The organism is Haemophilus sp. THUN1690, from assembly GCF_059704375.1.
On sequence record NZ_AP046582.1, the window covers coordinates 79,850 to 103,415 of the forward strand.

Annotated in this window: 19 protein-coding genes and 1 pseudogene; 14 read left to right on the forward strand and 6 right to left on the reverse strand. The window is 38.2% G+C overall.

Features of this window, described 5'->3' with window-relative positions:
• Window positions 1–6 precede the first annotated feature (6 nt).
• Complete coding sequence (locus AC6H22_RS00400; RefSeq protein WP_005626728.1) at window positions 7–513, reverse strand: single-stranded DNA-binding protein; 507 nt, start codon at window positions 511–513, stop codon at window positions 7–9.
• A gap of 152 nt (window positions 514–665) precedes the next feature.
• Here AC6H22_RS00400 and uvrA point away from each other — a divergent pair, with 152 nt between their 5' ends.
• The 10 genes from uvrA (at window position 666) to secF (ending at window position 16,142) form a co-directional block, all read left to right on the forward strand.
• Window positions 666–3,497 carry an excinuclease ABC subunit UvrA gene (uvrA, locus tag AC6H22_RS00405; protein ID WP_497515151.1) on the forward strand — a complete coding sequence of 944 codons (2,832 nt, stop codon included), beginning with the start codon at window positions 666–668 and terminating at the stop codon, window positions 3,495–3,497.
• A 298-nt stretch (window positions 3,498–3,795) separates the two neighbouring features.
• Complete coding sequence (locus AC6H22_RS00410) at window positions 3,796–8,802, forward strand: S6 family peptidase (protein WP_497515152.1); 5,007 nt, start codon at window positions 3,796–3,798, stop codon at window positions 8,800–8,802.
• A 143-nt stretch (window positions 8,803–8,945) separates the two neighbouring features.
• Window positions 8,946–9,389, forward strand: a complete 444-nt coding sequence (locus tag AC6H22_RS00415) for an ACP-like domain-containing protein (protein ID WP_005626732.1) — start codon at window positions 8,946–8,948, stop codon at window positions 9,387–9,389.
• Window positions 9,390–9,579: 190 nt separating this feature from the next.
• Window positions 9,580–10,671, forward strand: coding sequence for a tRNA preQ1(34) S-adenosylmethionine ribosyltransferase-isomerase QueA (gene queA, locus AC6H22_RS00420; protein WP_118817298.1), 1,092 nt, complete (start codon window positions 9,580–9,582; stop codon window positions 10,669–10,671).
• Window positions 10,672–10,885: 214 nt separating this feature from the next.
• Entirely contained in the window at window positions 10,886–12,034 is a 1,149-nt protein-coding gene (tgt, locus tag AC6H22_RS00425; RefSeq protein WP_106013477.1) for a tRNA guanosine(34) transglycosylase Tgt, read from the forward strand.
• Between the two features lie 63 nt (window positions 12,035–12,097).
• A complete protein-coding gene (locus tag AC6H22_RS00430) occupies window positions 12,098–12,616 on the forward strand; it encodes a hemerythrin domain-containing protein (RefSeq protein ID WP_118817297.1) in 519 nt (172 codons plus the stop codon).
• Window positions 12,613–12,834 (forward strand): sulfurtransferase TusA family protein, encoded by a 222-nt coding sequence (locus AC6H22_RS00435; protein WP_118817296.1) that lies wholly within the window; start codon window positions 12,613–12,615, stop codon window positions 12,832–12,834. The genes AC6H22_RS00430 and AC6H22_RS00435 overlap by 4 nt, the downstream gene beginning before the upstream one ends.
• 109 nt (window positions 12,835–12,943) lie before the next feature.
• Window positions 12,944–13,237 carry a preprotein translocase subunit YajC gene (gene yajC / locus AC6H22_RS00440; RefSeq protein WP_005631054.1) on the forward strand — a complete coding sequence of 98 codons (294 nt, stop codon included), beginning with the start codon at window positions 12,944–12,946 and terminating at the stop codon, window positions 13,235–13,237.
• Between the two features lie 69 nt (window positions 13,238–13,306).
• Window positions 13,307–15,157: a protein translocase subunit SecD gene (gene secD / locus AC6H22_RS00445; RefSeq protein ID WP_118817295.1), complete on the forward strand. Its 1,851-nt coding sequence runs from the start codon at window positions 13,307–13,309 to the stop codon at window positions 15,155–15,157.
• Window positions 15,158–15,167: 10 nt separating this feature from the next.
• Window positions 15,168–16,142: a protein translocase subunit SecF gene (gene secF / locus AC6H22_RS00450; protein ID WP_005634414.1), complete on the forward strand. Its 975-nt coding sequence runs from the start codon at window positions 15,168–15,170 to the stop codon at window positions 16,140–16,142.
• Window positions 16,143–16,241: 99 nt separating this feature from the next.
• Here the strand turns inward: secF and AC6H22_RS00455 are convergent, their stop codons facing one another.
• Window positions 16,242–17,291, reverse strand: a complete 1,050-nt coding sequence (locus tag AC6H22_RS00455) for an AI-2E family transporter (protein ID WP_046943293.1) — start codon at window positions 17,289–17,291, stop codon at window positions 16,242–16,244.
• A 77-nt stretch (window positions 17,292–17,368) separates the two neighbouring features.
• Here AC6H22_RS00455 and arsC point away from each other — a divergent pair, with 77 nt between their 5' ends.
• The 4 genes and pseudogenes from arsC to AC6H22_RS00475 form a co-directional block, all read left to right on the forward strand.
• Window positions 17,369–17,719: an arsenate reductase (glutaredoxin) gene (arsC, locus tag AC6H22_RS00460; protein ID WP_497515154.1), complete on the forward strand. Its 351-nt coding sequence runs from the start codon at window positions 17,369–17,371 to the stop codon at window positions 17,717–17,719.
• Between the two features lie 67 nt (window positions 17,720–17,786).
• Window positions 17,787–18,032, forward strand: a complete 246-nt coding sequence (locus tag AC6H22_RS00465; RefSeq protein ID WP_046938961.1) for an alternative ribosome-rescue factor A — start codon at window positions 17,787–17,789, stop codon at window positions 18,030–18,032.
• 22 nt (window positions 18,033–18,054) lie between these two features.
• On the forward strand, window positions 18,055–18,351 hold the full coding sequence (locus AC6H22_RS00470; protein ID WP_497515155.1) for a DUF5377 family protein: 297 nt from the start codon (window positions 18,055–18,057) through the stop codon (window positions 18,349–18,351).
• Window positions 18,352–18,391: 40 nt separating this feature from the next.
• A pseudogene (locus tag AC6H22_RS00475) lies at window positions 18,392–18,754 on the forward strand (DUF1440 domain-containing protein); the annotation flags it as partial.
• 82 nt (window positions 18,755–18,836) lie between these two features.
• Here AC6H22_RS00475 and AC6H22_RS00480 read toward each other — a convergent pair.
• The 4 genes from AC6H22_RS00480 to nlpI all read right to left on the reverse strand — a co-directional run bounded on the left by AC6H22_RS00480 (window position 18,837) and on the right by nlpI (window position 23,517).
• Window positions 18,837–18,989 carry a hypothetical protein gene (locus AC6H22_RS00480; protein WP_005631066.1) on the reverse strand — a complete coding sequence of 51 codons (153 nt, stop codon included), beginning with the start codon at window positions 18,987–18,989 and terminating at the stop codon, window positions 18,837–18,839.
• A 1-nt stretch (window position 18,990) separates the two neighbouring features.
• A complete protein-coding gene (gene mltF / locus AC6H22_RS00485) occupies window positions 18,991–20,442 on the reverse strand; it encodes a membrane-bound lytic murein transglycosylase MltF (protein ID WP_497515156.1) in 1,452 nt (483 codons plus the stop codon).
• 169 nt (window positions 20,443–20,611) lie between these two features.
• Window positions 20,612–22,450, reverse strand: coding sequence for a DEAD/DEAH box helicase (locus AC6H22_RS00490; RefSeq protein WP_114892390.1), 1,839 nt, complete (start codon window positions 22,448–22,450; stop codon window positions 20,612–20,614).
• A gap of 122 nt (window positions 22,451–22,572) precedes the next feature.
• Window positions 22,573–23,517, reverse strand: coding sequence for a lipoprotein NlpI (gene nlpI / locus AC6H22_RS00495; protein WP_046952636.1), 945 nt, complete (start codon window positions 23,515–23,517; stop codon window positions 22,573–22,575).
• Between the last annotated feature and the right edge of the window lie 49 nt (window positions 23,518–23,566).

Sequence of the window (23,566 nt, forward strand, 5' to 3'; positions counted from 1 at the left end):
CATGACTTAGAACGGGATATCGTCATCGAATCCGTCCATTGGTGGCTCAGCCTGTGGTGCAGCTTGTTGTTGCGCTGGACGAGATGATTGGTAACTACCACCATTGTTAGTTTGACGAGCTTGGTAAGAAGGTTGTGGTGCAGCTCCCATATCACTAGGGTAACCACCTGCGTTTTGATTGCGCGCACCAAGCATTTGCATTACATCACCTTGAATTTCTGTGGTGTAACGATCTTGACCATTTTGATCTTGCCATTTACGCGTTTTTAAACGACCTTCCACATATACTTGAGAGCCTTTGCGTAAATATTCACCGCAAATCTCCGCTTGACGACGATAGAATACAATACGGTGCCATTCCGTTACTTCACGGCGCTCGCCAGTATTACGGTCGTTCCAGCTTTCACTTGTTGCTACGCTAATATTTGCTACGGCATCGCCATTTGGCATGGTACGAATTTCAGGATCATTGCCTAGATGACCCACAATAATGACTTTATTTACTCCAGCCATAAAAAACCTCATTTTTTATCTAAAAAAGTGCGGTTATTTTGCCTGAAATTTTTCAAAAGATCTATATATTTTAACTGGATATTTGCACAGATATTAAAATATGCGATAATGATCGCAGAATTTAAACTTATTTCATTCTTTTGAGTTATTTTATGGAAAATATCGATATTCGCGGGGCGCGAACCCATAACCTGAAAAATATAAATCTAACTATTCCACGCAATAAACTTGTGGTGATCACTGGGCTTTCAGGTTCGGGAAAATCCTCTTTAGCGTTTGATACACTTTATGCAGAAGGGCAGCGCCGCTATGTTGAATCTCTTTCGGCGTATGCTCGCCAGTTTTTATCTTTAATGGAAAAGCCTGATGTGGATTCTATTGAGGGACTTTCCCCTGCAATTTCGATTGAACAAAAATCTACCTCGCACAATCCACGTTCTACGGTGGGAACAATTACGGAAATTTACGATTATTTACGTTTATTGTTTGCCCGAGTAGGTGAACCGCGTTGTCCAGATCATGATGTTCCATTAACCGCACAAACGATTAGTCAAATGGTGGATAAAGTATTAAGTTTGCCAGAAGACAGTAAGATGATGTTACTTGCGCCAGTTGTAAAAAAACGAAAAGGCGAACACGTTAAGATTTTAGAAAATATTGCAGCGCAAGGTTATATTCGAGCGCGTATTGATGGCGAAATTTGTGATTTATCTGATCCACCAAAATTAGAGTTACAGAAAAAACATACTATTGAAGTGGTGGTGGATCGCTTTAAAGTGCGGTCAGATTTAGCAACACGTTTAGCAGAGTCTTTTGAAACCGCATTAGATCTTTCAGGTGGTACTGCGATTGTGGCAGATATGGATAATCCGAAAGCGGAAGAATTAGTTTTTTCGGCAAATTTTGCTTGTCCGCATTGTGGTTATTCTGTACCAGAATTAGAACCTCGTTTATTTTCCTTTAATAATCCAGCCGGAGCTTGCCCTACTTGCGATGGTTTGGGTATGCAACAATATTTTGATGAAGATCGTGTGGTGCAAAATCCAACGATTTCCCTTGCTGGTGGAGCAGTGAAAGGTTGGGATCGTCGTAATTTCTATTATTATCAAATGCTCACCTCATTGGCGAAACATTATGATTTTGATGTTGAAGCCCCTTATGAATCTTTGCCAAAGAAAATTCAACACATCATTATGCATGGTTCTGGCAAAGAGGAAATTGAATTCCAATATATGAATGATCGTGGCGATATGGTTATTCGCAAGCATCCTTTTGAAGGTATTTTGAATAATATGGCTCGCCGATATAAAGAAACGGAATCAATGTCGGTGCGAGAAGAATTGGCGAAAAATATTAGCAATCGACCTTGTGCAGACTGTGGCGGATCTCGTTTACGTCCAGAAGCGCGTAATGTGTATATCGGAAAAACGAATTTACCGATGATCGCGGAAAAAAGTATTGGTGAAACGCTCGAATTTTTCACCGCACTTTCTCTCACTGGTCAAAAAGCGCAAATTGCGGAAAAAATTCTTAAAGAAATCCGTGAGCGTTTGCAGTTCTTAGTCAATGTTGGTTTGAATTATCTTTCTCTTTCTCGTTCAGCTGAAACTCTTTCAGGCGGTGAAGCACAACGTATTCGCCTTGCTAGCCAAATTGGTGCGGGGCTTGTTGGTGTGATGTATGTATTAGATGAACCTTCTATTGGCCTGCACCAACGTGATAATGAACGCTTACTTAACACGTTAATTCATCTGCGTAATCTTGGTAATACGGTAATTGTCGTGGAACACGATGAAGACGCGATTCGTGCAGCTGACCATATTATTGATATTGGACCTGGAGCAGGCGTGCATGGCGGGCAAGTTATTGCGCAAGGAAACGCTGATGAAATTATGCTGAATCCAAATTCCATCACAGGAAAATTTTTATCGGGCGCAGATAAAATCGAAATTCCTAAAAAACGCACCGCACTTGATAAGAAAAAATGGCTCAAACTTAAAGGAGCATCAGGCAATAACTTAAAAAATGTGAATTTAGATATTCCCGTTGGTTTGTTTACTTGCGTAACCGGTGTATCAGGCTCAGGAAAATCAACACTCATTAATGACACTTTATTTCCACTTGCGCAAAATGCATTAAATCGAGCAGAAAAGACGGATTACGCACCTTATCAGTCTATCGAGGGATTAGAGTATTTCGATAAAGTTATTGATATTAATCAAAGCCCGATTGGACGCACACCACGTTCAAATCCAGCCACTTATACAGGCTTATTTACTCCGATTCGTGAACTTTTTGCAGGCGTGCCAGAGGCACGTGCGCGTGGTTATAATCCAGGACGTTTTAGCTTTAACGTACGAGGTGGGCGCTGTGAAGCCTGTCAGGGCGATGGTGTACTCAAAGTTGAAATGCATTTTTTACCGGATGTTTATGTTCCCTGCGACCAATGTAAAGGTAAACGCTATAATCGTGAAACCTTAGAAATTCGTTACAAAGGGAAAACGATTCATCAAGTTTTAGATATGACGGTAGAAGAGGCTCGCGAGTTTTTTGATGCGATTCCAATGATTGCAAGAAAATTACAAACCTTGATGGATGTGGGATTATCTTATATTCGATTAGGTCAATCTTCCACAACACTTTCGGGCGGCGAAGCACAGCGCGTTAAGCTAGCGACTGAGCTTTCTAAACGTGATACAGGCAAAACCTTGTATATTCTAGATGAGCCGACAACTGGTTTGCATTTTGCTGACATTAAGCAATTACTTGAAGTGTTGCATCGATTACGCGATCAAGGAAATACTATTGTCGTCATTGAACACAATCTTGATGTGATTAAAACGGCAGACTGGATTGTCGATCTTGGTCCTGAAGGGGGAAGCGGTGGCGGACAAATTATTGCTACTGGGACTCCTGAAGAAGTCGCTAAAGTCGAAGGATCTCACACTGCCAGATTCCTTAAACCAATTTTGGAAAAACGTTAAAAATTACCGCACTTTATGGAACGTAGATATAAAGTGCGGTGATTTTATTTTCTATACGTAGGTTTAATTTAATCCCTATTTGTAAAACTTATTCCCAATATTATATAGGGCGATAATATTACCTATCAATCAGTAACCAAAGTTCCTGGCGATTGCTTATTTAATAATGTATAATTTTTAACCTTCATTTTCTCCTAAACCTTTCAGTTTTTATCTGAAATCTTTTCAGAAAATTACCGCATTTTTAATGTTTAACTATAAGTTTTATACATAACGAATTGTTTACTGAGTAAGTCTTATGAAAAAAACTATATTTCGTTTTAATTTTTTAACTGCTTGCATTTCATTAGGGATAGTATCGCAAGCCTGGGCAGGACATACTTATTTTGGCATTAATTACCAATACTATCGTGACTTCGCGGAAAATAAAGGCAAGTTTACGGTGGGTGCGCAAAATATTGATATTTATAACAAAAAAGGTGAAATGATTGGCACAATGATGAAAAATGTGCCAATGCCTGATTTATCAGCACTTGCAAAAGGTGGATATGCCACATTAGTGGGCGATCAACATTTAGTGAGTGTGGCACACAACGTGGGATATCAAGATGTCGATTTTGGTGAGTTTGGACGCAATCCCGATCGACATAACTATAAATATTTAGTTGTTAAACGATATAACTATATCAATGATGCTCGACATCCATTTATGACGGATTACCAACATCCTCGTCTGGCCAAGTTTGTAACAGAAGTCGCACCGATTGAGATGGTAACAAACACTCACGGTAATGTTTACACCGACTTAAAAAAATATCCTATGCGAGTACGCGCAGGAAGCGGACACCAATATTGGAAGAATGATAATAATGAAACCAATGGTGACTTAGCTTATGGTGGTTCATGGCTGACAGGCGGTAATACCTTTATGGATGGCAGTACAAGAAACGGCGATCTTTATCTTAATGGACGTGTACAAAACCCTAATGAATATGGACCATTACCGATTGCAGGGGCACAAGGCGATAGCGGATCCCCTATGTTTATTTATGATAAAGATAAAGGCAAGTGGTTATTAAATGGCGTGTTGCGCGAAGGACACCCTTACGCAGCGGTAGGCAATGGATACCAAGTTGCTCGCCAAGAGTACCTTGAAGAAGTGCAAAATAATGACACAACGGTAAGAGAATTTGCCAATAATGCCCATTACGTCTTTAAAACCGTAGAGGACGGGAAAGGTACCATCTCTCAAAATGGAAGAAACCCTAAAGAAGTGGGGCTGTATAAAAGCACTCTTCTCGAGAAAGCCCGAGATCAAAATGGCGATATATCCCCAAGTTATGGTGGACCGAATCCTTGGTCTCCTGCGTTACATAATGGTAAAACTATTTATTTAGGCGACATGGGGAAAGGCATACTTACTATTGCAAATAATGTCAATCAAGGTGCCGGCGGGATTTACTTTGAAGGAGATTTCACCGTTAAACCAAGTGAAAATAATATGACTTGGCAGGGCGCAGGTGTTTCTATTGGGGAAGACGCCACCGTTGAATGGCAGGTAAAAAACCCCGAAGGTGATCGTCTCTCTAAGCTTGGGATCGGCACACTACTTGTAAACGGCACAGGGAAAAATTTGGGTGACATTAGTGTTGGTAACGGAACCGTTATTTTAGATCAAAAAGCAGATGCAAATGGTCAGAAACAAGCCTTCAAAGAAGTGGGGATTGTGAGTGGTCGAGCAACCGTAAGACTTAATAGCGCCGATCAGGTCGACCCAAATAATATCTATTTTGGATTCCGTGGTGGACGCTTGGATTTAAACGGGAACGACCTTACCTTTACTCGTATTCAAAACGTCGATGAAGGCGCGATGTTAGTCAACCATAATGCCAACAAAGAATCCAATATTACTATTACGGGAAGCAACATCATTAATAATAAAGAGAATGATCTTACTAATAAACGCGATATTGCCTTTAATGGATGGTTTGGCGATAAAGATGATACAAAAAACGTGGGTCGCTTAAATGTTCATTATTCTCCAACCAATCAAGAAAATCATCTTTTACTTTCTGGTGGCACCAATCTAAAAGGTAATATCACCCAAAACGGGGGCAACTTAATTTTCAGCGGTCGCCCTACTCCACACGCTTATAACCATTTAAATCCGCACCATGCCAAAATGGAAGGCACAAAACGCGGTGAAGTAGTAATGGATGATGATTGGATTAATCGTTCTTTTGTTGCTGAAAATTTCAACATTCAGAATGGTAATACATTTATTTCTCGCAATGTTTCTTCTATTAAAGGTGGATGGGACATTAGCAATAATGCATCTGTTACTTTTGGCGTGATCCCAAATAAAGAAAACACGATTTGCACACGTTCTGATTGGACGGGCGCAACAACTTGTCAATCCGTTAATCTTACCGAGCCATCTGTGATTAAATCTATTCCTACTACACAAGTTAATGGACATATTTCACTATCCGATCATGCTCGATTAAATGTGAATGGATTAGTTTCCCTTAATGGGTCTATTAGCGCTCACTCTGACAGTGAATATCACTTAACATATAAAGCTAACCAAGCAGGCGATATTCATCTTGAAGACAATGCTCAAGCGCGCATTAATGATGCCACTATGACGGGAGATATGATTGCTTCTGATAATACTAACATTAGTATCGCTAACCACTCCACTACAAATGGATCTATTCAAATTACCGATAATGCGAATTTAAATATCGACTCTTCCACCGTGAACGGAAACCTTCAAGCGATAAAGGATAATGAATTAACTGTTACAAATAGTGCTCAAGTTAATGGCAATGTCACTTTGAATAAAAATGCTACCTACACACTTAAAGACCAAGCAGTACAAGTGGGTAATTTAAGCACTTTAGGCAACAATAGAATCACACTTTCTAATCATGCCCGCTTAAATGGGTTACTTGATCTTGCTACGGATAGCTCTATTGCAGATATCACCAAATCAATTATCAATGGTAATGTTCGCTCAACTGGACGAGTGAATGTTAATGACGCATCTCAAATCAATGGTTCAGTTAGCTTATCGAATATTGGTGTAATGACGATGGATCATTCTCAATTAACGGGCAATCTAACCGCACAAGAATATTCGACTTACCGTTTAATCAATAAAGCCACTCATCAAGGTAATTTAATTTTGCGAGATCAAGCCGATTCTACCATAGATGATGCTAATTTAATCGGTGATGCACAATTAACTAATTCTGCACAGCTTAAATTTAACAATTCAAGATTTGATCACCAAATCACAGGTGAAAATGCCACCCATGTGACCTTAAATCAATCACAATGGACAATGCCAACTAGCACCACTTTAGGCAGTTTGACATTAAATAATGGAAGTGAGGTTACATTAAATCCTGATTTTGCGAAAGAAACTAACCGTAACCAATTTAATACATTAACGGTTAATGGTGATTTAAATGGTTCTGGGACATTTAATTATCCTACTCATTTGGATCAATATTTAGGAGATAAGTTGCAGGTCAATGGGCAAGCACAAGGGACATTTAAACTCAATGTTCGTAATACAGGTGCTGAACCAACGAGACTTGCTCACCTCACTCTCATCTCACTAAAAACAATGCCTACGACTGGATTAGATGTTTCATTAACCAATCAATATGTTGATGCGGGGGCATGGCGTTACGAGTTAATTAAAGACGGTAATCAATATCGACTTTACAGCCCAATTAAAGAAGCAGAATTAAAACAAGCGGAAGCTGATCGTATTGAGTCAGAGAAACGTAAAGCTCAAGAAGAGCAAGAACGCATTGAAGCCGAGAAACGTAAAGCTCAAGAAGAGCAAGAACGTATTGAAGCTGAGAAACGTAAAGCTCAAGAAGAAGCAGAGCGCATTGAAGCTGAGAAACGTAAAGCTCAAGAAGAAGCAGAGCGCATTGAAGCCGAGAAACGTAAAGCTCAAGAAGAGCAAGAACGTATTGAAGCTGAGAAACGTAAAGCTCAAGAAGAAGCAGAGCGCATTGAAGCCGAGAAACGTAAAGCTCAAGAAGAAGCAGAGCGCATTGAAGCCGAGAAACGTAAAGCTCAAGAAGAAGCAGAGCGCATTGAAGCCGAGAAACGTAAAGCTCAAGAAGAGCAAGAACGTATTGAAGCTGAGAAACGTAAAGCTCAAGAAGAGCAAGAACGTATTGAAGCTGAGAAACGTAAAGCTCAAGAAGAAGCAGAGCGCATTGAAGCCGAGAAACGCAAAGCTCAAGAAGAGCAAGAACGTATTGAAGCTGAGAAACGTAAAGCTCAAGAAGAGCAAGAACGTATTGAAGCTGAGAAACGTAAAGCTCAAGAAGAAGCAGAGCGTATTGAAGCCGAGAAACGTAAAGCTCAAGAAGAGCAAGCAAGAATAGAAGCTAAAAAACAGCTCAAACAAAAAAATTTAATTAGCAAATACTCAAACAATGCGTTATCGGAATTGTCTGCTACCGTAAATAGTATGCTTTCCGTTCAAGATGAATTGGATCGTCTTTTTGTGGAGCAAACGCAGCCTATGGTGTGGACAAATATCGCACAGGATAAAAGACGCTATGATTCTGATGCGTTCCGTGCTTATAAGCAGAAAACTAACTTGCGTCAAATTGGGATGCAAAAAGTGTTAGGTAATGGACGAATTGGGGCAGTTTTCTCACATAGCCGTTCGGATAATACCTTTGATGAGCAAGTTAAAAATTATACTACACTGATGATGCTATCGGGATTTGCTCAATATCAATGGAAGGATTTCCAGTTCGGTGTAAGCGTAGGAATGGGGAGCAGTGTAAGTAAAACCGCAGGAGAACAAAGTCGAAAAGTTTATCGTAAAGTGGTAAATTATGGTGTAAATGCAAGTTATCAGTTCCGCTTAGGGCAATTAGGTATTCAGCCTTATTTGGGGGGGAATCGCTATTTTATTGAACGTGAAAACTATCAATCGGAAGGCGTGAGAATTCAAACACCTAGCCTTGTATTTAATCGCTATAATACAGGTGTACGGTTCGATTATACTTTTACACCAACTAATAACATCACGATTAAGCCTTATTTCTCAGTGAATTATGTTGATGCATCTAATGCCAATATGCAAATCAAAGTGAATAGTGCTACATTACAACAGCCATTTGGACGTTATTGGCAAAAAGAGGTTGGATTAAGTACGGAAATTTTACATTTCCAATTTTCTGCTGCTATCTCACAATCACAAGGTTCGCAATTAGATAAACAGCAAAATATAGGCTTGAAATTAGGTTATCGTTGGTAAAACATTATTCGTAGATAGGTTGATTTGTTTGACGAGTTGTTTAGTTTTTATCTCAACAAATTTTTACTTTAAAATAGAACTTTATTTTATTTAACGTATCTAAGTAGCGCCTCAGATTGGGGCTTAATTAAGAGGATTTAATAATGAACTTTACTAAAGTTTTACCAGCATTTGCTGCCGCTGTTGTATTATCTGCATGTGCAAAAGATGCGCCAATAATGGAAAATGCATCGACTCAAATGGCTGCTCAAACTGCGTCAACTATTACTGACAAAACAGTAGTTTATTCTTGCAATAAAAAAACTGTGACTGCAGTGTATCAATTTGAAAACCAAGAGCCAGTTGCGGCAATGGTTAGTTTAGGTAACAAAATTATTGCAAAAGATTTTGCTCGTGATAAATCACAAAACGATTTTACAAGTTTCACTTCTGGTGACTATGTTTGGAATGTAGATAGTGGTTTAACTTTAGATAAATTTGATTCTGTTGTGCCAGTAAATTTAATTCAAAAAGGCAAAACTAGCGATAAGATCATCATCAAAAACTGTGATGTAAACGCAAAAGCAACTAAAAAAGCAAATTTGTAATTCATCAAAATGGCTAGCGTAATTGCTAGCCATTTTTCTATCTTAAATACTTCTTAACTTGCATCACTTGAATAGATAGATAAATAAAAAAGTTTAACTACAAATAGAAGATAAGATTTTTATTTTTTCTTGAGATCATCCTCGATTCAAACTAGACTTACCGCCTATTTTATTTAACCTAAATTTTATTATGCGTGTTTCAGATTTTAATTTCGATTTACCTGATGAACTTATTGCTCGTTATCCAAAAGAGGACAGATCATCTTGCCGTTTATTACATTTGAATGGGGAAAATGGCGAGGTAATTGACCGCACTTTTTCAGATGTATTGGATTTAATTAATGAAGGCGATTTATTGATTTTCAATAATACTCGCGTCATTCCTGCAAGAATGTTTGGGCGTAAAGCTAGCGGTGGGAAAATTGAAGTTTTAGTTGAACGCATGTTAGATGAGCATCGTTTCTTAGCGCATATCCGTTCATCGAAGTCACCCAAAGAAGGGACTGAATTATTTTTAGGTGAAGATAAATTAGGCGAAGATAATGGAATTAAAGCGGTAATGACAACGCGCCATGGCGCATTGTTTGAAGTGGAATTAAGTGATAAATCAACCGCTCTTTTAGATGTGTTGCAAGCCATTGGACACATGCCATTGCCGCCTTATATCGACCGTCCAGATGAAGAAGCTGATCAAGAATGTTATCAAACCGTTTATAGTAAAGTACCGGGAGCTGTAGCTGCACCAACAGCAGGCTTACACTTTGATGCTCCCTTGCTTGAAAAACTTAAAAAGAAAGGTGTCAATTTTGAATTTGTCACATTGCATGTGGGCGCAGGAACATTCCAGCCTGTTCGTGTCGAAAATATTGAAGATCATGTGATGCATGCAGAATACGTAGAAGTTTCTCAAGAAGTTTGTAATGCTATTATTGCAACAAAAAAAGCGGGTAAACGTGTTATTGCAGTAGGAACCACTTCTGTTCGTTCTATTGAAAGTGCGGCGCTTTCTGCGGAAGAATTTGGCAATCCAGATTTAATTGAGCCTTATTTTTCTGATACCTCTATTTTTATTTATCCAGGAAAAAAATTTCGAGTGGTGGATTGTTTAATTACTAATTTCCACTTACCTGAAAGCACATTGATAATGTTAGTTTCAGCTTTTGCTGGTTATAAAAATACTATGAATGCGTATAAGTATGCAGTGCAAGAAAAATATCGTTTCTTTAGTTATGGTGATGCGATGTTTATCAATAAAAACCCTAATGTTCTAGGATTAGAATGAGTCGTTTGACTTGTAAGTACACAGAACTTACAATAAAAAGGTCGTACTTAGTTATTGTTTTGTAGTGTTAAGTACGAAATATCTAAACTCTTTTGAGGCAGATTATTTTTAAATCTGCGTCTGTTTAATGAGTTTTATCAAATTTTGCCTGTCTGTTATAACAGGCTTTTTTATTTACAAAAATCTTCGAACTGTTTATTCGTTGAGGAAAAAAATGAAATATGAATTAGATAAAACAAGCGGCAATGCCCGTCGTGGTCGCTTGGTATTTGAACGTCCACAAGGCACGTTCAGTGTAGAAACCCCTGCGTTTATGCCTGTGGGTACTTATGGCACCGTGAAAGGCATGACGCCAGAAGAAGTGCGTGCGACAGGTGCAGAAATTTTACTTGGCAATACGTTCCATTTATGGCTTCGTCCAGGCCAAGAAGTGATGCGTAAACACGGTGACTTGCACGATTTTATGCAATGGCATCGCCCGATTTTGACTGACAGTGGTGGTTTCCAAGTATTCAGTTTAGGTAAATTACGTAAAATTACCGAAGAAGGCGTGAAATTCCAAAACCCAATTAACGGTGAGCGCATTTTCCTTTCGCCTGAAAAATCCATGGAAATTCAATATGATTTAGGTTCTGACATCGTGATGATTTTCGATGAATGTACGCCTTATCCTGCGACTTTCGATTATGCGAAAAAATCCATGGAAATGTCTCTTCGTTGGGCAAAACGCAGCCGCGATCGCTTTGATGAATTAGGCAATAAAAATGCGCTATTCGGTATTATTCAAGGCGGAGTATTTGAAGAGTTACGCAAAGTCTCATTAGAAGGCTTAGTGAATATTGGCTTTGACGGTTATGCGGTGGGCGGCTTAGCGGTAGGCGAACCAAAAGAAGACATGCACCGCATTTTAGAATATATCTGCCCACAAATCCCGGCTGACAAACCTCGTTATTTAATGGGCGTAGGTAAACCGGAGGACCTAGTAGAAGGCGTACGTCGTGGTATTGATATGTTTGACTGCGTAATGCCAACCCGTAATGCACGTAATGGTCATTTATTCGTGACTGACGGTATTGTTAAAATTCGTAATGCAAAATATCGCGATGATACGAGCCCATTAGATCCTGAATGTGATTGCTACACCTGTAAAAACTATACCAAGGCCTATTTATATCATTTAGATAAGTGCGGTGAAATTTTAGGTGCACGCTTAAATACCATTCACAATTTACGCTATTATCAACGTTTAATGGCGGAAATTCGTCAAGCTATCGAAGAAGATCGTTTTGATGATTTTGTGGTGGAATTCTATGCTCGCATGGGCAAACCTGTTCCCCCATTACAATTAGCGGATAAATCATAATTGATAAAAGTGCGGTAAAAAATGAAATGTTTTTTGACCGCACTTTTTAACAAAGGAAACCTTATGCAAATTCTTGAACCTCAACAATTCGCCACATGGAATGAACCTATTGAAATGCTTTATGCCTGTCATAGTAAGGTAAAACGTTTTTGTCGCCAGTTAAGCATTTTACCTGATTATCTAGAAAAACACGGATATACTCAGGCTGTATTAAATGATGTTGAGCAAATTTTAACTTATTTCAATCGTGCCGCTCCCCTACATCATGAGGATGAGGAATTAGATTTTTTCCCTCAATTAGTCAAAGTGGCTCCGCAAGCACAAAGCTTCATTGATGAATTAGAAAAACAGCACGAATATTTGCATGAAAATTGGAATGCACTATCTGCGCAGTTAGAAGAGCTTATTTCTGAACAACGTCAAAATATTGATGAACATTTAATTGAATGCTTTGTTCAAGGTTATGATCGTCATATTGCGTTAGAAGAACCATTATTTGAAATGGGGCGTGAATGCTTAAGTGCAGATATTTTGGCTGAAATGGGCAAGAGAATGAGTGCTCGTCGTCAAATTAAAGAATGAAATATCAGCTCAATTTAACCGCACTTCGATGTCCAATTCCTCTTTTAAGTGCCAAAAAAGCCTTAAAAAATTTGGATAAAAATGATGAGCTAATGTTGATCTTAAACCTTGAAAGTGCGGTGGGAAATTTTTCTATTTTTGCCGAGGAAAATTCTGTTGCTTTGGTTGAGCAATATTATGCTTCGGAAAAAGAATTTATCGTTATCTTGAAAAAATAAAATTAATCGCCATAACGTAGGATATTGGGCGTGGTTCACCTTTCCCAATGAGCCAATTTATGGTATTTTAAGCGCAATTTTTAACTTAAATTAACAAGGAAAACATACAATGGAAGCACAAAACCCGATGTCCACGTTATTTATTTTCGTGATCTTTGGTTTAATTTTTTACTTTATGATTTATCGCCCGCAAGCTAAACGCAATAAAGAACATAAAAAATTGATGTCTGAGCTTGCAAAAGGTACTGAAGTTTTAACTGCTGGTGGTTTAATCGGCAAAATTACTAAAGTAACCGAAGGTAGCGATAGCATCGTGATTGCGTTAAACGACACGACAGAAATTACGATTAATCGTAACTACATTGTGAGCGTTCTTCCTAAAGGTTCATTAAAATCACTTTAAGAGTAACGTTAAATTATTTTCCAGAGCCACGAATTGTGGCTCTGTGCGTTAGAAAAGAAAAGGAAAACTATGTTAAACCGTTATCCATTATGGAAGAATTTGATGGTTATTTTTATTGTGGCCATCGGGATTTTATATTCTCTTCCAAATATTTATGGTGAAGATCCTGCGGTTCAAATTTCTGGTACGCGCGGTCAAGAAGCGAATACTAGCGTGCTTGGACAAGTTCAAGATGTGCTTAAAACCAACAATCTTCCAACCAAATCTATCGTGCTTGAGAACGGCTCAATTCTAGCTCGTTTTACTAATACCGATGATCAACTCCTCGCTAAAGATAAAATTGCTGAACGTCTTAGCAATAATTACACCACCGCATTAAATCTTGCTCCAGCCACCCCAGCTTGGTTAAGCATGTTTGGTGCTAACCCAATGAAATGGGGGTTGGACTTACGAGGTGGGGTTCGTTTTTTGATGGAAGTTGATATGAATGCTGCACTTGTAAAACGCCAAGAACAATTACAAGACAGTTTACGTAACGAACTTCGTAAAGAAAAAATTCAATATACGGCAATTAAAAATACTGAGCATTTTGGTACATCGGTCACATTGGCCGATGCAAGTCAACGCTCTAAAGCGGAACGTATTATTCATCAGTTGCATCCAACCTTAGATATCACAGAGTTGGATAATGATAGTATCAATTTAGGTCTTTCAACTTCAGCATTAAATGAAGCACGCGACTTAGCAATTGAGCAAAACTTAACGATTTTGCGTAAACGTGTTGCTGAACTAGGGGTATCTGAGGCGGTCATTCAACGTCAAGGCGCTGAACGTATTGTAATTGAATTACCAGGTGTTCAAGATACTGCTCGCGCAAAAGAAATTTTAGGGGCAACTGCAACGCTTGAGTTTCGTATCGTAAATCAAAATGTTACGGCCGATGCAATTTCTCGTAATATGTTGCCAGCTGATTCGGAAGTTAAATATGATCGCCAAGGTCATCCTGTTGCATTATTTAAACGCGCGGTATTAGGTGGTGAGCATATCATTAATTCAAGTTCTGGTTTAGATCAGCATTCAAGCACCCCGCAAGTGAGCGTAACCTTGGATGGTGAAGGTGGTGAGATTATGTCTCAAACCACCAAAAAATATTACAAGAAACCAATGGCGACGCTTTATGTTGAATATAAAGATAACGGTAAAAAAGACGAAAATGGTAAAACTATTTTAGAAAAACATGAGGAAGTGATTAATGTGGCGACGATCCAAGGTCGTTTCAGTTCTAATTTCCAAATTACCGGTGTTGATAGTATCGCGGAAGCGCACAATCTTTCTACCTTATTGAAATCTGGGGCATTAATTGCACCAATTCAAATTGTTGAAGAACGTACAATTGGCCCATCTTTGGGGGCACAAAATGTGGAGCAAGGGATTAATGCAAGTTTCTGGGGACTCATTGCTGTAATTGTCTTTATGCTGTTCTACTACAAGATGTTCGGTATTATCGCAAGTTTTGCTTTGGTCATTAATATTGTGTTGTTAGTCGGTTTAATGTCTATTTTACCTGGTGCGACACTTTCTATGCCAGGGATTGCCGGTATTGTATTAACCTTAGGTATGTCGGTGGATGCAAACGTGTTGATTTTTGAACGTATTAAAGAAGAAATTCGTAATGGTCGTCCAATTCAACAAGCAATTAACGAAGGTTACAACGGGGCGTTTACCTCTATTTTTGATGCGAATTTAACGACAATTTTAACTGCAATTATCTTGTATGCTGTGGGGACAGGCCCAATTCAAGGATTTGCGATTACGCTTTCACTTGGTGTCGCAATTTCAATGTTTACCGCAATTACAGGAACACGTGCATTAGTTAATGCGCTTTATGGCGGCAAACAACTTAAGAAATTATCAATTTAGGTAGGGAACGATGAAAATTTTTGCAAAAGATAAAGACGGACATTTTATCCGTGAAATCAATGGGATTAAACTCCCGTTCCCATTGACCGAATTTATGAAAATGCGTAAATGGGGCTATGTTTTTTCCGCACTTTTAATGGCCGTTTCGCTATTTTTTATCGTATCAAAAGGCTTTAACTGGGGATTGGATTTTACCGGTGGGGTTGTTTTTGATACCCATTTTTCACAATCTGCAGACTTAGAAAAAATCCGTGGTAAGCTCCATGAAAATGGTATTGAAAGCCCAATTGTGCAGACAACCGGTTCTGTTCAAGATGTCATGATTCGTTTACCAGCTACGGACAATGATTCAGGCATTGGTGATCGCGTAAAAGGAATGCTCCAAGAAGTAGATTCTGGCATTAAGATTCGTAGTGTTGAATTCGTTGGACCAAACGTAGGGGAAGAATTGGCTCAAGGCGCGGTATATGCGACATTAGCAACATTAGCGATGATGCTAGTTTATGTAGGTTCTCGTTTTGAATGGCGTTTAGGTTTCGGCGGTATCGCATCCCTTGCGCATGACGTAATTATTACTCTTGGTGTGTTTTCAGCGTTACAAATCGAAATTGATTTAACCTTCGTTGCAGCGATTTTATCTGTTGTGGGTTATTCTATTAACGATAGTATCGTGGTTTTTGACCGTGTGCGTGAAAACTTTAGAAAAATAAGACGTCTAGATACGATTGATATTATTGATGTTTCTTTAACTCAAACTTTATCAAGAACCATCATGACCTCTGCAACAACATTAATTGTTGTTATTGCATTGTTCTTTTTTGGTGGTCCATCAATTCACAACTTCTCTTTAGCGTTACTTGTGGGTATTGGATTTGGTACATATTCTTCAATCTTTATTGCAATCGCAATTGCATATGATGTTGGATTACGCCGTGAACATATGATCCCGCCTAAAGTAGATAAGGAAATTGACGAATTACCTTAGTTAAATTCTATTCTTAGAATAAACTTCAATAAAAAATAGTTAACCAAAAATTCATGGTTAACTATTTTTTTTATTTGTATCACTTTTTAATTTAGGCTTTTAATCTTGAGGTAAGGCATTTATAACGGCTTTCACTAAAGTCGCTAAAGGAATGGCAAAGAATACGCCCCAAAATCCCCATAAACCGCCGAAAATTAATACTGAAATGATAATAATCAATGGATGCAAATTCACTGCTTCAGAAAATAAATAAGGGACGAGTAAGTTTCCATCTAAGAGCTGGCTCACAGCAAAAGCGATGATGATATACCAAAATGTTGGGCTGATTCCAAATTGGAATAAAGCAACCAATGCAACAGGAATCGTAACAATTACCGCGCCAATATAAGGAACGAGAACTGAAAGCCCCACCGCAAAAGCCAATAAGAGCGGGTAATTTAGCCCGAATATTAAGAAAATAATGTAGGTGATGAGCGTGACAATCAGTATTTCTAATAATTTTCCATGAATGTAGTTGGAAATTTGCTGTTGCATTTCTTTCCATACTTTGAAGGCCAAGTTTCTATTTTTCGGTAAGAAACGGCTCACACCTTGTAAAAGTTCTGATTTATCCTTCAACATAAAAAACATCATTAATGGCACTAAGAAGGCATAAATCCCTAAAGAAACCAAGTTCATAATAGAGGCTAAAGAAAGTTTTACAGCAGATTCACCAAAACCAAGGATTTTTTCTCGCACAGAATTGAAAATAGAATCTACCATTGAATAGTCGATGAGCTCAGGATAATGCTCTGGTAAGTTTAGTAACCATTCATTGAGCTTGTTAAACATTGCGGGCAAATCACTTAATAAGGAAATAGTTTGATTCCATAGCATTGGCATGAGGATTAAAAAGAAGATTGTCGCTAGTCCAATAAAGCCACCAAAAATGATGATTGTCGCTAACATTCTTGGGCATTTTAAATGTTGATGCAAAAAATTGATCGGCATTTCTAGTAAATAGGATAGTACTAGAGCAATCAACAACGGCGCGATTAAATCTCCAAAAAAATAAATGGAGATAAAGCCAAATAATAATATTGCTAATAGCCCCATCGCTTGTGGATCGCTTAAGCGACGCGAGTACCAGCTTTTCAACATTTCTAGCATAATTTCTTTTCCTATAAGTATTTTCCGCCATTATAAGTTAAAATTTATAGTCTTTATAGCTACTAAGAGGAAATCCTATGTCTGTCGTGATTTATCACAACCCTCGTTGTTCAAAAAGTCGTGAAACGCTAGCATTATTAGAAAATCAAGGAGTTCAGCCAATAGTTGAATTGTATTTGCAAAAGCAATATTCCATTGATGAATTACAAAGCATTGCCCAAAAATTAGGGATTGATGATGTGCGTCAAATGATGCGTACGAAAGATGATTTATATAAAAGCTTAAATTTAGATAATTTAGATCTCTCTCAAGCTGCATTATTAAAAGCCATGAGTGAACATTCAGCGCTTATTGAACGTCCAATCGTTATCAATGGTAATCAAGCTAAAATCGGGCGTCCGCCAGAAAGTGTACTTGAGATTTTGTAATTTAAACGTTTGCGCGTATAATACTCCCGCCGTGGAAATCCTTCCGCGGCTTTTTTAAGGAAAAATTATGGCAAAGCAACAAAAAAGTGCGGTTGAAAATGAAACCGTTTATGAGCACACTCGAGGAGTGATCAAAGATAATGCAGTGATGGCATTATTGCATGATAAATTATTTCGCCAACGTGTTGAGAAAAAACGTAAAGGGAAAGGTAGTTACCAACGTAAAGCGAAACACGCAGGGAAAATGTTTGAAAAACCCGATTATAAATTTTTTGATTACAGAAACTTTATAATCGGGTTTTTCTTAGGCTAAAAATAGTAAAAAGGAGTATAAAATGTCAAATCAGCCTCAAGTCCTGTTTAATAATACATGGAATGTACGCATTAGCGATCCTGGTGAAGAGGGGGCAAAAAGCCATTTTTTTGAAACTATCTACCTCACTTTAACTGCATATTTTGAAGAAAATAGAATACGTTATGAGTTCGTTCGTAAAGTAGAAGATCAAATAAAAATTCAGCGCTCTTTTACAGAACTAAATGAGTTATTCAAATTTCTGAGTGATTATTTCGATCCTATTTTTATTGGATTATTAGGCGTAAAAATTGGGAACCTTGATGTGAAATCAGAATAATAACTTGACTCATCCACAAACTATTTTAGTACACTACCTATATTTAGGTGTTAATCCAACAGATGTGGCATTTACCTTTGCTGATCATGAATTCAATTGGATTGGTGTTATCCATATGATCTTTTCTTTAGTTTTTGCAATTGGTTATTGCTTAGTCGCAGAGCGTTTTCCAAAAATTAAGTTTTGGCAAGGTATTGGAGCAGGGATTATTGCTAATATTTGCGTGCACTATATCACTTTCCCCACACTAGGTTTAGCCCCACCAGTTGCAGAATGGCCGCTATATGAACATATTTCAGAATTAGTTGGGCATATTTTCTGGTTCTGGACTATTGAGGTTATTCGTCGAGATTTACGTAATCGCTTAACTGGCGAGCCAGATGCGGAGATTCCTCTAGCTTAAGCTAAACAGCATAAATTTTGATAAAAAACGGGTTAAGACTATAAGTTTTAACCCGTTTTTTTGTTAGATAGAGATGCTTTAATTAACAACAAATTTCTTGTACGACAAATTGTAATGAATGTCTCGCAAATTGCTGTTGTTTTCGGTGTTTCAAGCGTCTCAAACGTAGATTACGTGATAAAGAGGTTTGTTGTAAATTGGTTTTCTTTTTAAGAAAAGTTTTGCGTTTTAACATTTTATTTATCCTTTTTTTCTTTTATTTCTTCTGAATTCTTGACCGCACTTTCGTTGTTTGCATTATCATTCGTTGTTTGATTTTCTTGGACTCGATGATAATTCACAATGCTATTCATATAGCGGCGAATATTTTCTACATATTGATGGGCTTCATAGCCTCGCGCATAGCCGTATTTGAGTTGGGAATAATAGCGTTTTTCTGCTAATAAAGGCAGATTTTTTTTCACATCGAGCCAATTATCTGGATTTCCTCCAAGATTTTTAGTTAAACGACGTGCATCAATTAAGTGTCCCAGCCCCATGTTATAGGCAGCTAAGGCAAACCAAATTTTTTCTTCTTTTTGAATGGTTTCTGGAATTTGACTAATCAGCCAGTGTAAATATTCTGATCCCGCTTTAATGCTTTGTTCAGGATCTGTTCTATCGCTGATTTTCATATGTTGTGCGGTATCTTTCGTCAGCATCATTATGCCACGCACGCCCGTAGGTGATGTTGCATCTGGATTCCAATGAGACTCTTGATAAGCGACTGCTGCGAGTAATCGCCAATCTAATTTACCTTTATATTTTTCAAAGAGCGGTGAGAATTGTGGCAGTGTATTTTCAATTGCGTTCATATAAGAGCGCGTATCCACGTAATCAAATTGTGAAATATGCCCTAAATATTTTTCTTTTAAATTATCTACTAGCCCTGTTTCTTGTGCGTTATTCATAAAATTGAGTAAGGCAGCTTGCAGATCATTGTAGGCATTATTTGGTAAATACCAGTGAATATTTGCTTCATCAGTAATATCAAAGGCAATGGCTAATTCTGGTTTGATTTGTTGGATCGCAGCGATATCAATGGAATTAGCAATGACGTAAGGAATTTTTCCTTCAGACAGCTGTAGTAATAGTTCTTCTTGAGTAAACGCTTGATTTCTTTTCCAAGTTAATTGTGGATATTGTTTTTGTAATTCTTTTAGTGTTTCTTCCAATGATGAATTGTTAGCGATATAAATTTCTTTCTTAATATCACCTAGATTTTTAGGGCGTTGTTCATCTTTTCGATAAGCTAATTGCCATGAAGCTGAATGATATGCTGGGCCAATTTGGAAACGCTCTGCATTATTAGGATGATATAAAAGGTGAGCCGCAGCTAAATCAATATTATGCTTATCTAACTCATTAAATAATTGTTCTTGATTATTGAAAGTTTTAATTTCGAGTTCTACACCGAGTGAATCAGCAAATTCTTTAGCCAATTCATATTCAAAACCGCGTTTACCATCTTTATTTATAAAATAAGAAATAGGGTTGTTCATTGTGCCCACAATGAGTGAGCCTCGTTCTTGAATTGCTATATAGTGGTTTTCTTCAGCATGGAGTAGAAATTGCCATGGGAATACCATATCAATAGCCCAAAGTAATAAAGCCAAGGCAGTAATAATACGTAAAAAGAGACCTTTCAATGATTTTTCCTATATAAAAATTTTGCGGGATTGTAGCCAGAATTTAAGCAATAGACAATAAAAAGCCCCTTGAGGTTCAAGGGGCTAAATTTTGTTCACCGAGTAGTGCTAAATTTTAAATGATGCAAAAACATTAGGAAATAACACTATTCTTTATATCGTAAGGATATTATCCTCTGCGATCACGGCGTGGTTTATCGCTAAAAGAGCGGTTACTTTTTTCATTAAATTTACGATTTCCACGATTGTCACCACTGCGTTCATTACGCCCGCGTTCTCCACGGAAATCGCCACCACGGCCTTTACGTTTACCGTTAAAATCATCGCCGCCACGCGAACTATCAGACTTCACTGAACCTAAGAAAGACATTTGCATTTGTTTATTCAATACGCGTGTTTTACCGAATTGTTGCAATAATTCTTTCGGCATACCTTGTGGCAATTCAATGGTAGTGTAGTCATCATAAAGTTTGATATGGCCAATATAGCGGCTATTGATATCACCTTCGTTAGCAATCGCACCAACGATATGGCGAACTTCCACACCATCTGCACGACCGACTTCGATACGATATAAATCCATTGGTTGTGGATTTCCGTAGCCTTTACGTTCGCCACGACGTTCAGCTGAACGTGGATTTTCACGGCGATCATCTCGTTCATTACGTTCACGACGACGTTTTTCCATTGGCGGATCTGGTGGAAGAATTAATTTTTGTTTTCCTTGTAGCAACATTAACATTGCTGCAGCAATATCTTCTTGATCCTGATCGGCTGTGAATAAGTCTTCTAATAAACTACGATATTGTTCTAAATCGTGATGTTCTAATTGTTTCGTAATTTTTGCAACGAATTTTTTGCGGCGGCATTCTTGTAACACAAGATGATTTGGCAATTCTACTTCATTGATACCTTTTTTCATTAGGTGTTCAATATTACGAAGTAAACGACGCTCACGAGGTTCAACGAACAATAAAGCACGACCAGAACGACCTGCACGACCAGTACGGCCAATTCGGTGTACATAAGATTCTGCATCAAGCGGAATGTCGTAGTTCACCACAAGGCTGATACGTTCAATATCAATACCGCGTGCGGCTACATCGGTTGCCACAACAATATCTAAACTGCCGTTACGTAAGCGATCGAGTGTTTGTTCGCGCAATTGTTGTGTCATATCACCATTAAGTGCGGCAGAACGGAAACCATTTTTTTCAAGTAGTTCTGTAATATCTAAAGTACCAGTTTTAGTGCGAGCAAAGATAATCGCTGCATCAAAATCTTCCACTTCTAAGAAACGAAGAAGAGCTTCATTTTTACGCACACCGTGCACATACCAACAACTTTGGTCGATATCTGGGGCATTTTCGTTATTAACTTTGATCTTCACTTCTTTCGGATCATTCATAAAACGTTTCGTAATACGACGGATCGGTTCAGGCATTGTTGCAGAGAATAACGCTGTTTGGTGATTTTCTGGTAATTCTGCCATGACGGTTTCTACATCATCAATGAAACCCATACGTAGCATTTCATCTGCTTCATCTAATACGATAAAACGAAGTTCTGAAAGATTTAATGTTCCACGGCGAATATGGTCAAGAATACGGCCTGGTGTACCCACAACCACTTGTGCGCCTTGTTTTAATGCACGAAGCTGAATGTCATAACGTTGGCCACCATATAAGGTAACAATGCGGGAGCCATGAGCATATTTAACAAATTGTTCGCATGCATCGGCAACTTGAATAGCAAGTTCGCGAGTAGGCGCCATTACTAACATTTGTGGATGTTTTTCACTTGGATCGATTTGCGCTAATAAAGGCAGTGCAAAGGCAGCGGTTTTACCACTACCCGTTTGTGCCATACCTAGCACATCATTGCCACTGAGCAAATGTGGGATACAAGCTTGTTGAATTGGAGAAGGGGTTTCAAAACCTAAGTCAGAAACAGCTTTTAAGATGAACTCAGGTAAGCCTAAGTCATTAAAAGTAATTTTGTCAGTCATTAAAATACTCGAATATAAATAAGGAAAGCTCAAAGAGGCCTTCGGTTTATTAAGTTGAGCAGAGCGAATGAATTTTTCTATTCGTTCTACTACAAAGAGCGGTAAGTTTTTTTGATTGATTTTTAGAAAACAATCGCTTTTGTTACCGCACTTTTCTCTTCTTTTTCGTCTTCTGTTTGAACCGGTTTTAATTTCATTAGTTCAAACGCGGCAAAACGATACTCAACAAAGTTATAAACCTGATTTGCCATAGCTAGTTTAAATAAAGCTGCCGCTTCATCTACTAGCCCTACATTGAGTTTTTGTTTTGCTAGATAAAAATAGGTTTCTGTGAGAATTTCAGCATATTGTTGTGAATTTTCAGCAAATTCACTCGCACGTTGTTGTAATTCTTCTACAGAGATGCGTCCTAAGTAATATTGAACGATATGTGTACCCCAGAAGTCCTCTGATAGCCCTTTTGCTCGTTCAACAAGGTTTGTTTGGGCTTCTTGTGGTTTTAATTTTTGTTCGTTCAAATATAGCCATAAGACACGATAGGGATCTTTTGTATCGGCTTGGTAGAACTGTAAGAAATCTTGCTGAGCAAGATGGTAGCGCCCTACATAATAAAAATTTAAACCACGATTAAGGTGGGTATAGTCATAACTTGAATCTAATTCAAACACCGTATTGAATGCTTCCAATGCGCCGTCGTAATCTTCTTCAAGCAATAAATAAAGCCCTAAGTAATTGTACACAGATGCCATTTTAGGCTGTAATGCAAGGGCTTGAGTAAAATCGTAACGAGCAAGTCCCCATAATCCAAGGGAATCATAGAGTACGCCACGTTCAAAATGTAGCGATGCACGTTCTTCATTACTCATTTTTCCAACGAGTAGTACTTGGCTTAATCGCACGATCATCACTTCTTGTTCAAAGTGAGTATTCGGATTTTGTTCAGCCAACACAACATGATTTTTAGACACAAAACCGCCCCTAGACTGAACACAGCCTGCAAGGAGTAAGATCGCACATAAGCTAAATAAATAGACTATAAAATGGCGAGATAAGCGAAAACACCGCATTTGCTTTTTTTATGCCTAAAAGTTGGGAAAACAACAAAACTTGGCAGCG

What these genes read in the sequence shown, in the direction of transcription:
- AC6H22_RS00400 (WP_005626728.1), bottom strand. Translation starts at nt 513, where the DNA reads ATGGCTGGAGTAAATAAAGTCATTATTGTGGGTCATCTAGGCAATGAT.
- uvrA (WP_497515151.1), top strand. Translation starts at nt 666, where the DNA reads ATGGAAAATATCGATATTCGCGGGGCGCGAACCCATAACCTGAAAAAT.
- AC6H22_RS00410 (WP_497515152.1), top strand. Translation starts at nt 3,796, where the DNA reads ATGAAAAAAACTATATTTCGTTTTAATTTTTTAACTGCTTGCATTTCA.
- AC6H22_RS00415 (WP_005626732.1), top strand. Translation starts at nt 8,946, where the DNA reads ATGAACTTTACTAAAGTTTTACCAGCATTTGCTGCCGCTGTTGTATTA.
- queA (WP_118817298.1), top strand. Translation starts at nt 9,580, where the DNA reads ATGCGTGTTTCAGATTTTAATTTCGATTTACCTGATGAACTTATTGCT.
- tgt (WP_106013477.1), top strand. Translation starts at nt 10,886, where the DNA reads ATGAAATATGAATTAGATAAAACAAGCGGCAATGCCCGTCGTGGTCGC.
- AC6H22_RS00430 (WP_118817297.1), top strand. Translation starts at nt 12,098, where the DNA reads ATGCAAATTCTTGAACCTCAACAATTCGCCACATGGAATGAACCTATT.
- AC6H22_RS00435 (WP_118817296.1), top strand. Translation starts at nt 12,613, where the DNA reads ATGAAATATCAGCTCAATTTAACCGCACTTCGATGTCCAATTCCTCTT.
- yajC (WP_005631054.1), top strand. Translation starts at nt 12,944, where the DNA reads ATGGAAGCACAAAACCCGATGTCCACGTTATTTATTTTCGTGATCTTT.
- secD (WP_118817295.1), top strand. Translation starts at nt 13,307, where the DNA reads ATGTTAAACCGTTATCCATTATGGAAGAATTTGATGGTTATTTTTATT.
- secF (WP_005634414.1), top strand. Translation starts at nt 15,168, where the DNA reads ATGAAAATTTTTGCAAAAGATAAAGACGGACATTTTATCCGTGAAATC.
- AC6H22_RS00455 (WP_046943293.1), bottom strand. Translation starts at nt 17,291, where the DNA reads ATGCTAGAAATGTTGAAAAGCTGGTACTCGCGTCGCTTAAGCGATCCA.
- arsC (WP_497515154.1), top strand. Translation starts at nt 17,369, where the DNA reads ATGTCTGTCGTGATTTATCACAACCCTCGTTGTTCAAAAAGTCGTGAA.
- AC6H22_RS00465 (WP_046938961.1), top strand. Translation starts at nt 17,787, where the DNA reads ATGGCAAAGCAACAAAAAAGTGCGGTTGAAAATGAAACCGTTTATGAG.
- AC6H22_RS00470 (WP_497515155.1), top strand. Translation starts at nt 18,055, where the DNA reads ATGTCAAATCAGCCTCAAGTCCTGTTTAATAATACATGGAATGTACGC.
- AC6H22_RS00480 (WP_005631066.1), bottom strand. Translation starts at nt 18,989, where the DNA reads ATGTTAAAACGCAAAACTTTTCTTAAAAAGAAAACCAATTTACAACAA.
- AC6H22_RS00490 (WP_114892390.1), bottom strand. Translation starts at nt 22,450, where the DNA reads ATGACTGACAAAATTACTTTTAATGACTTAGGCTTACCTGAGTTCATC.
- nlpI (WP_046952636.1), bottom strand. Translation starts at nt 23,517, where the DNA reads ATGCGGTGTTTTCGCTTATCTCGCCATTTTATAGTCTATTTATTTAGC.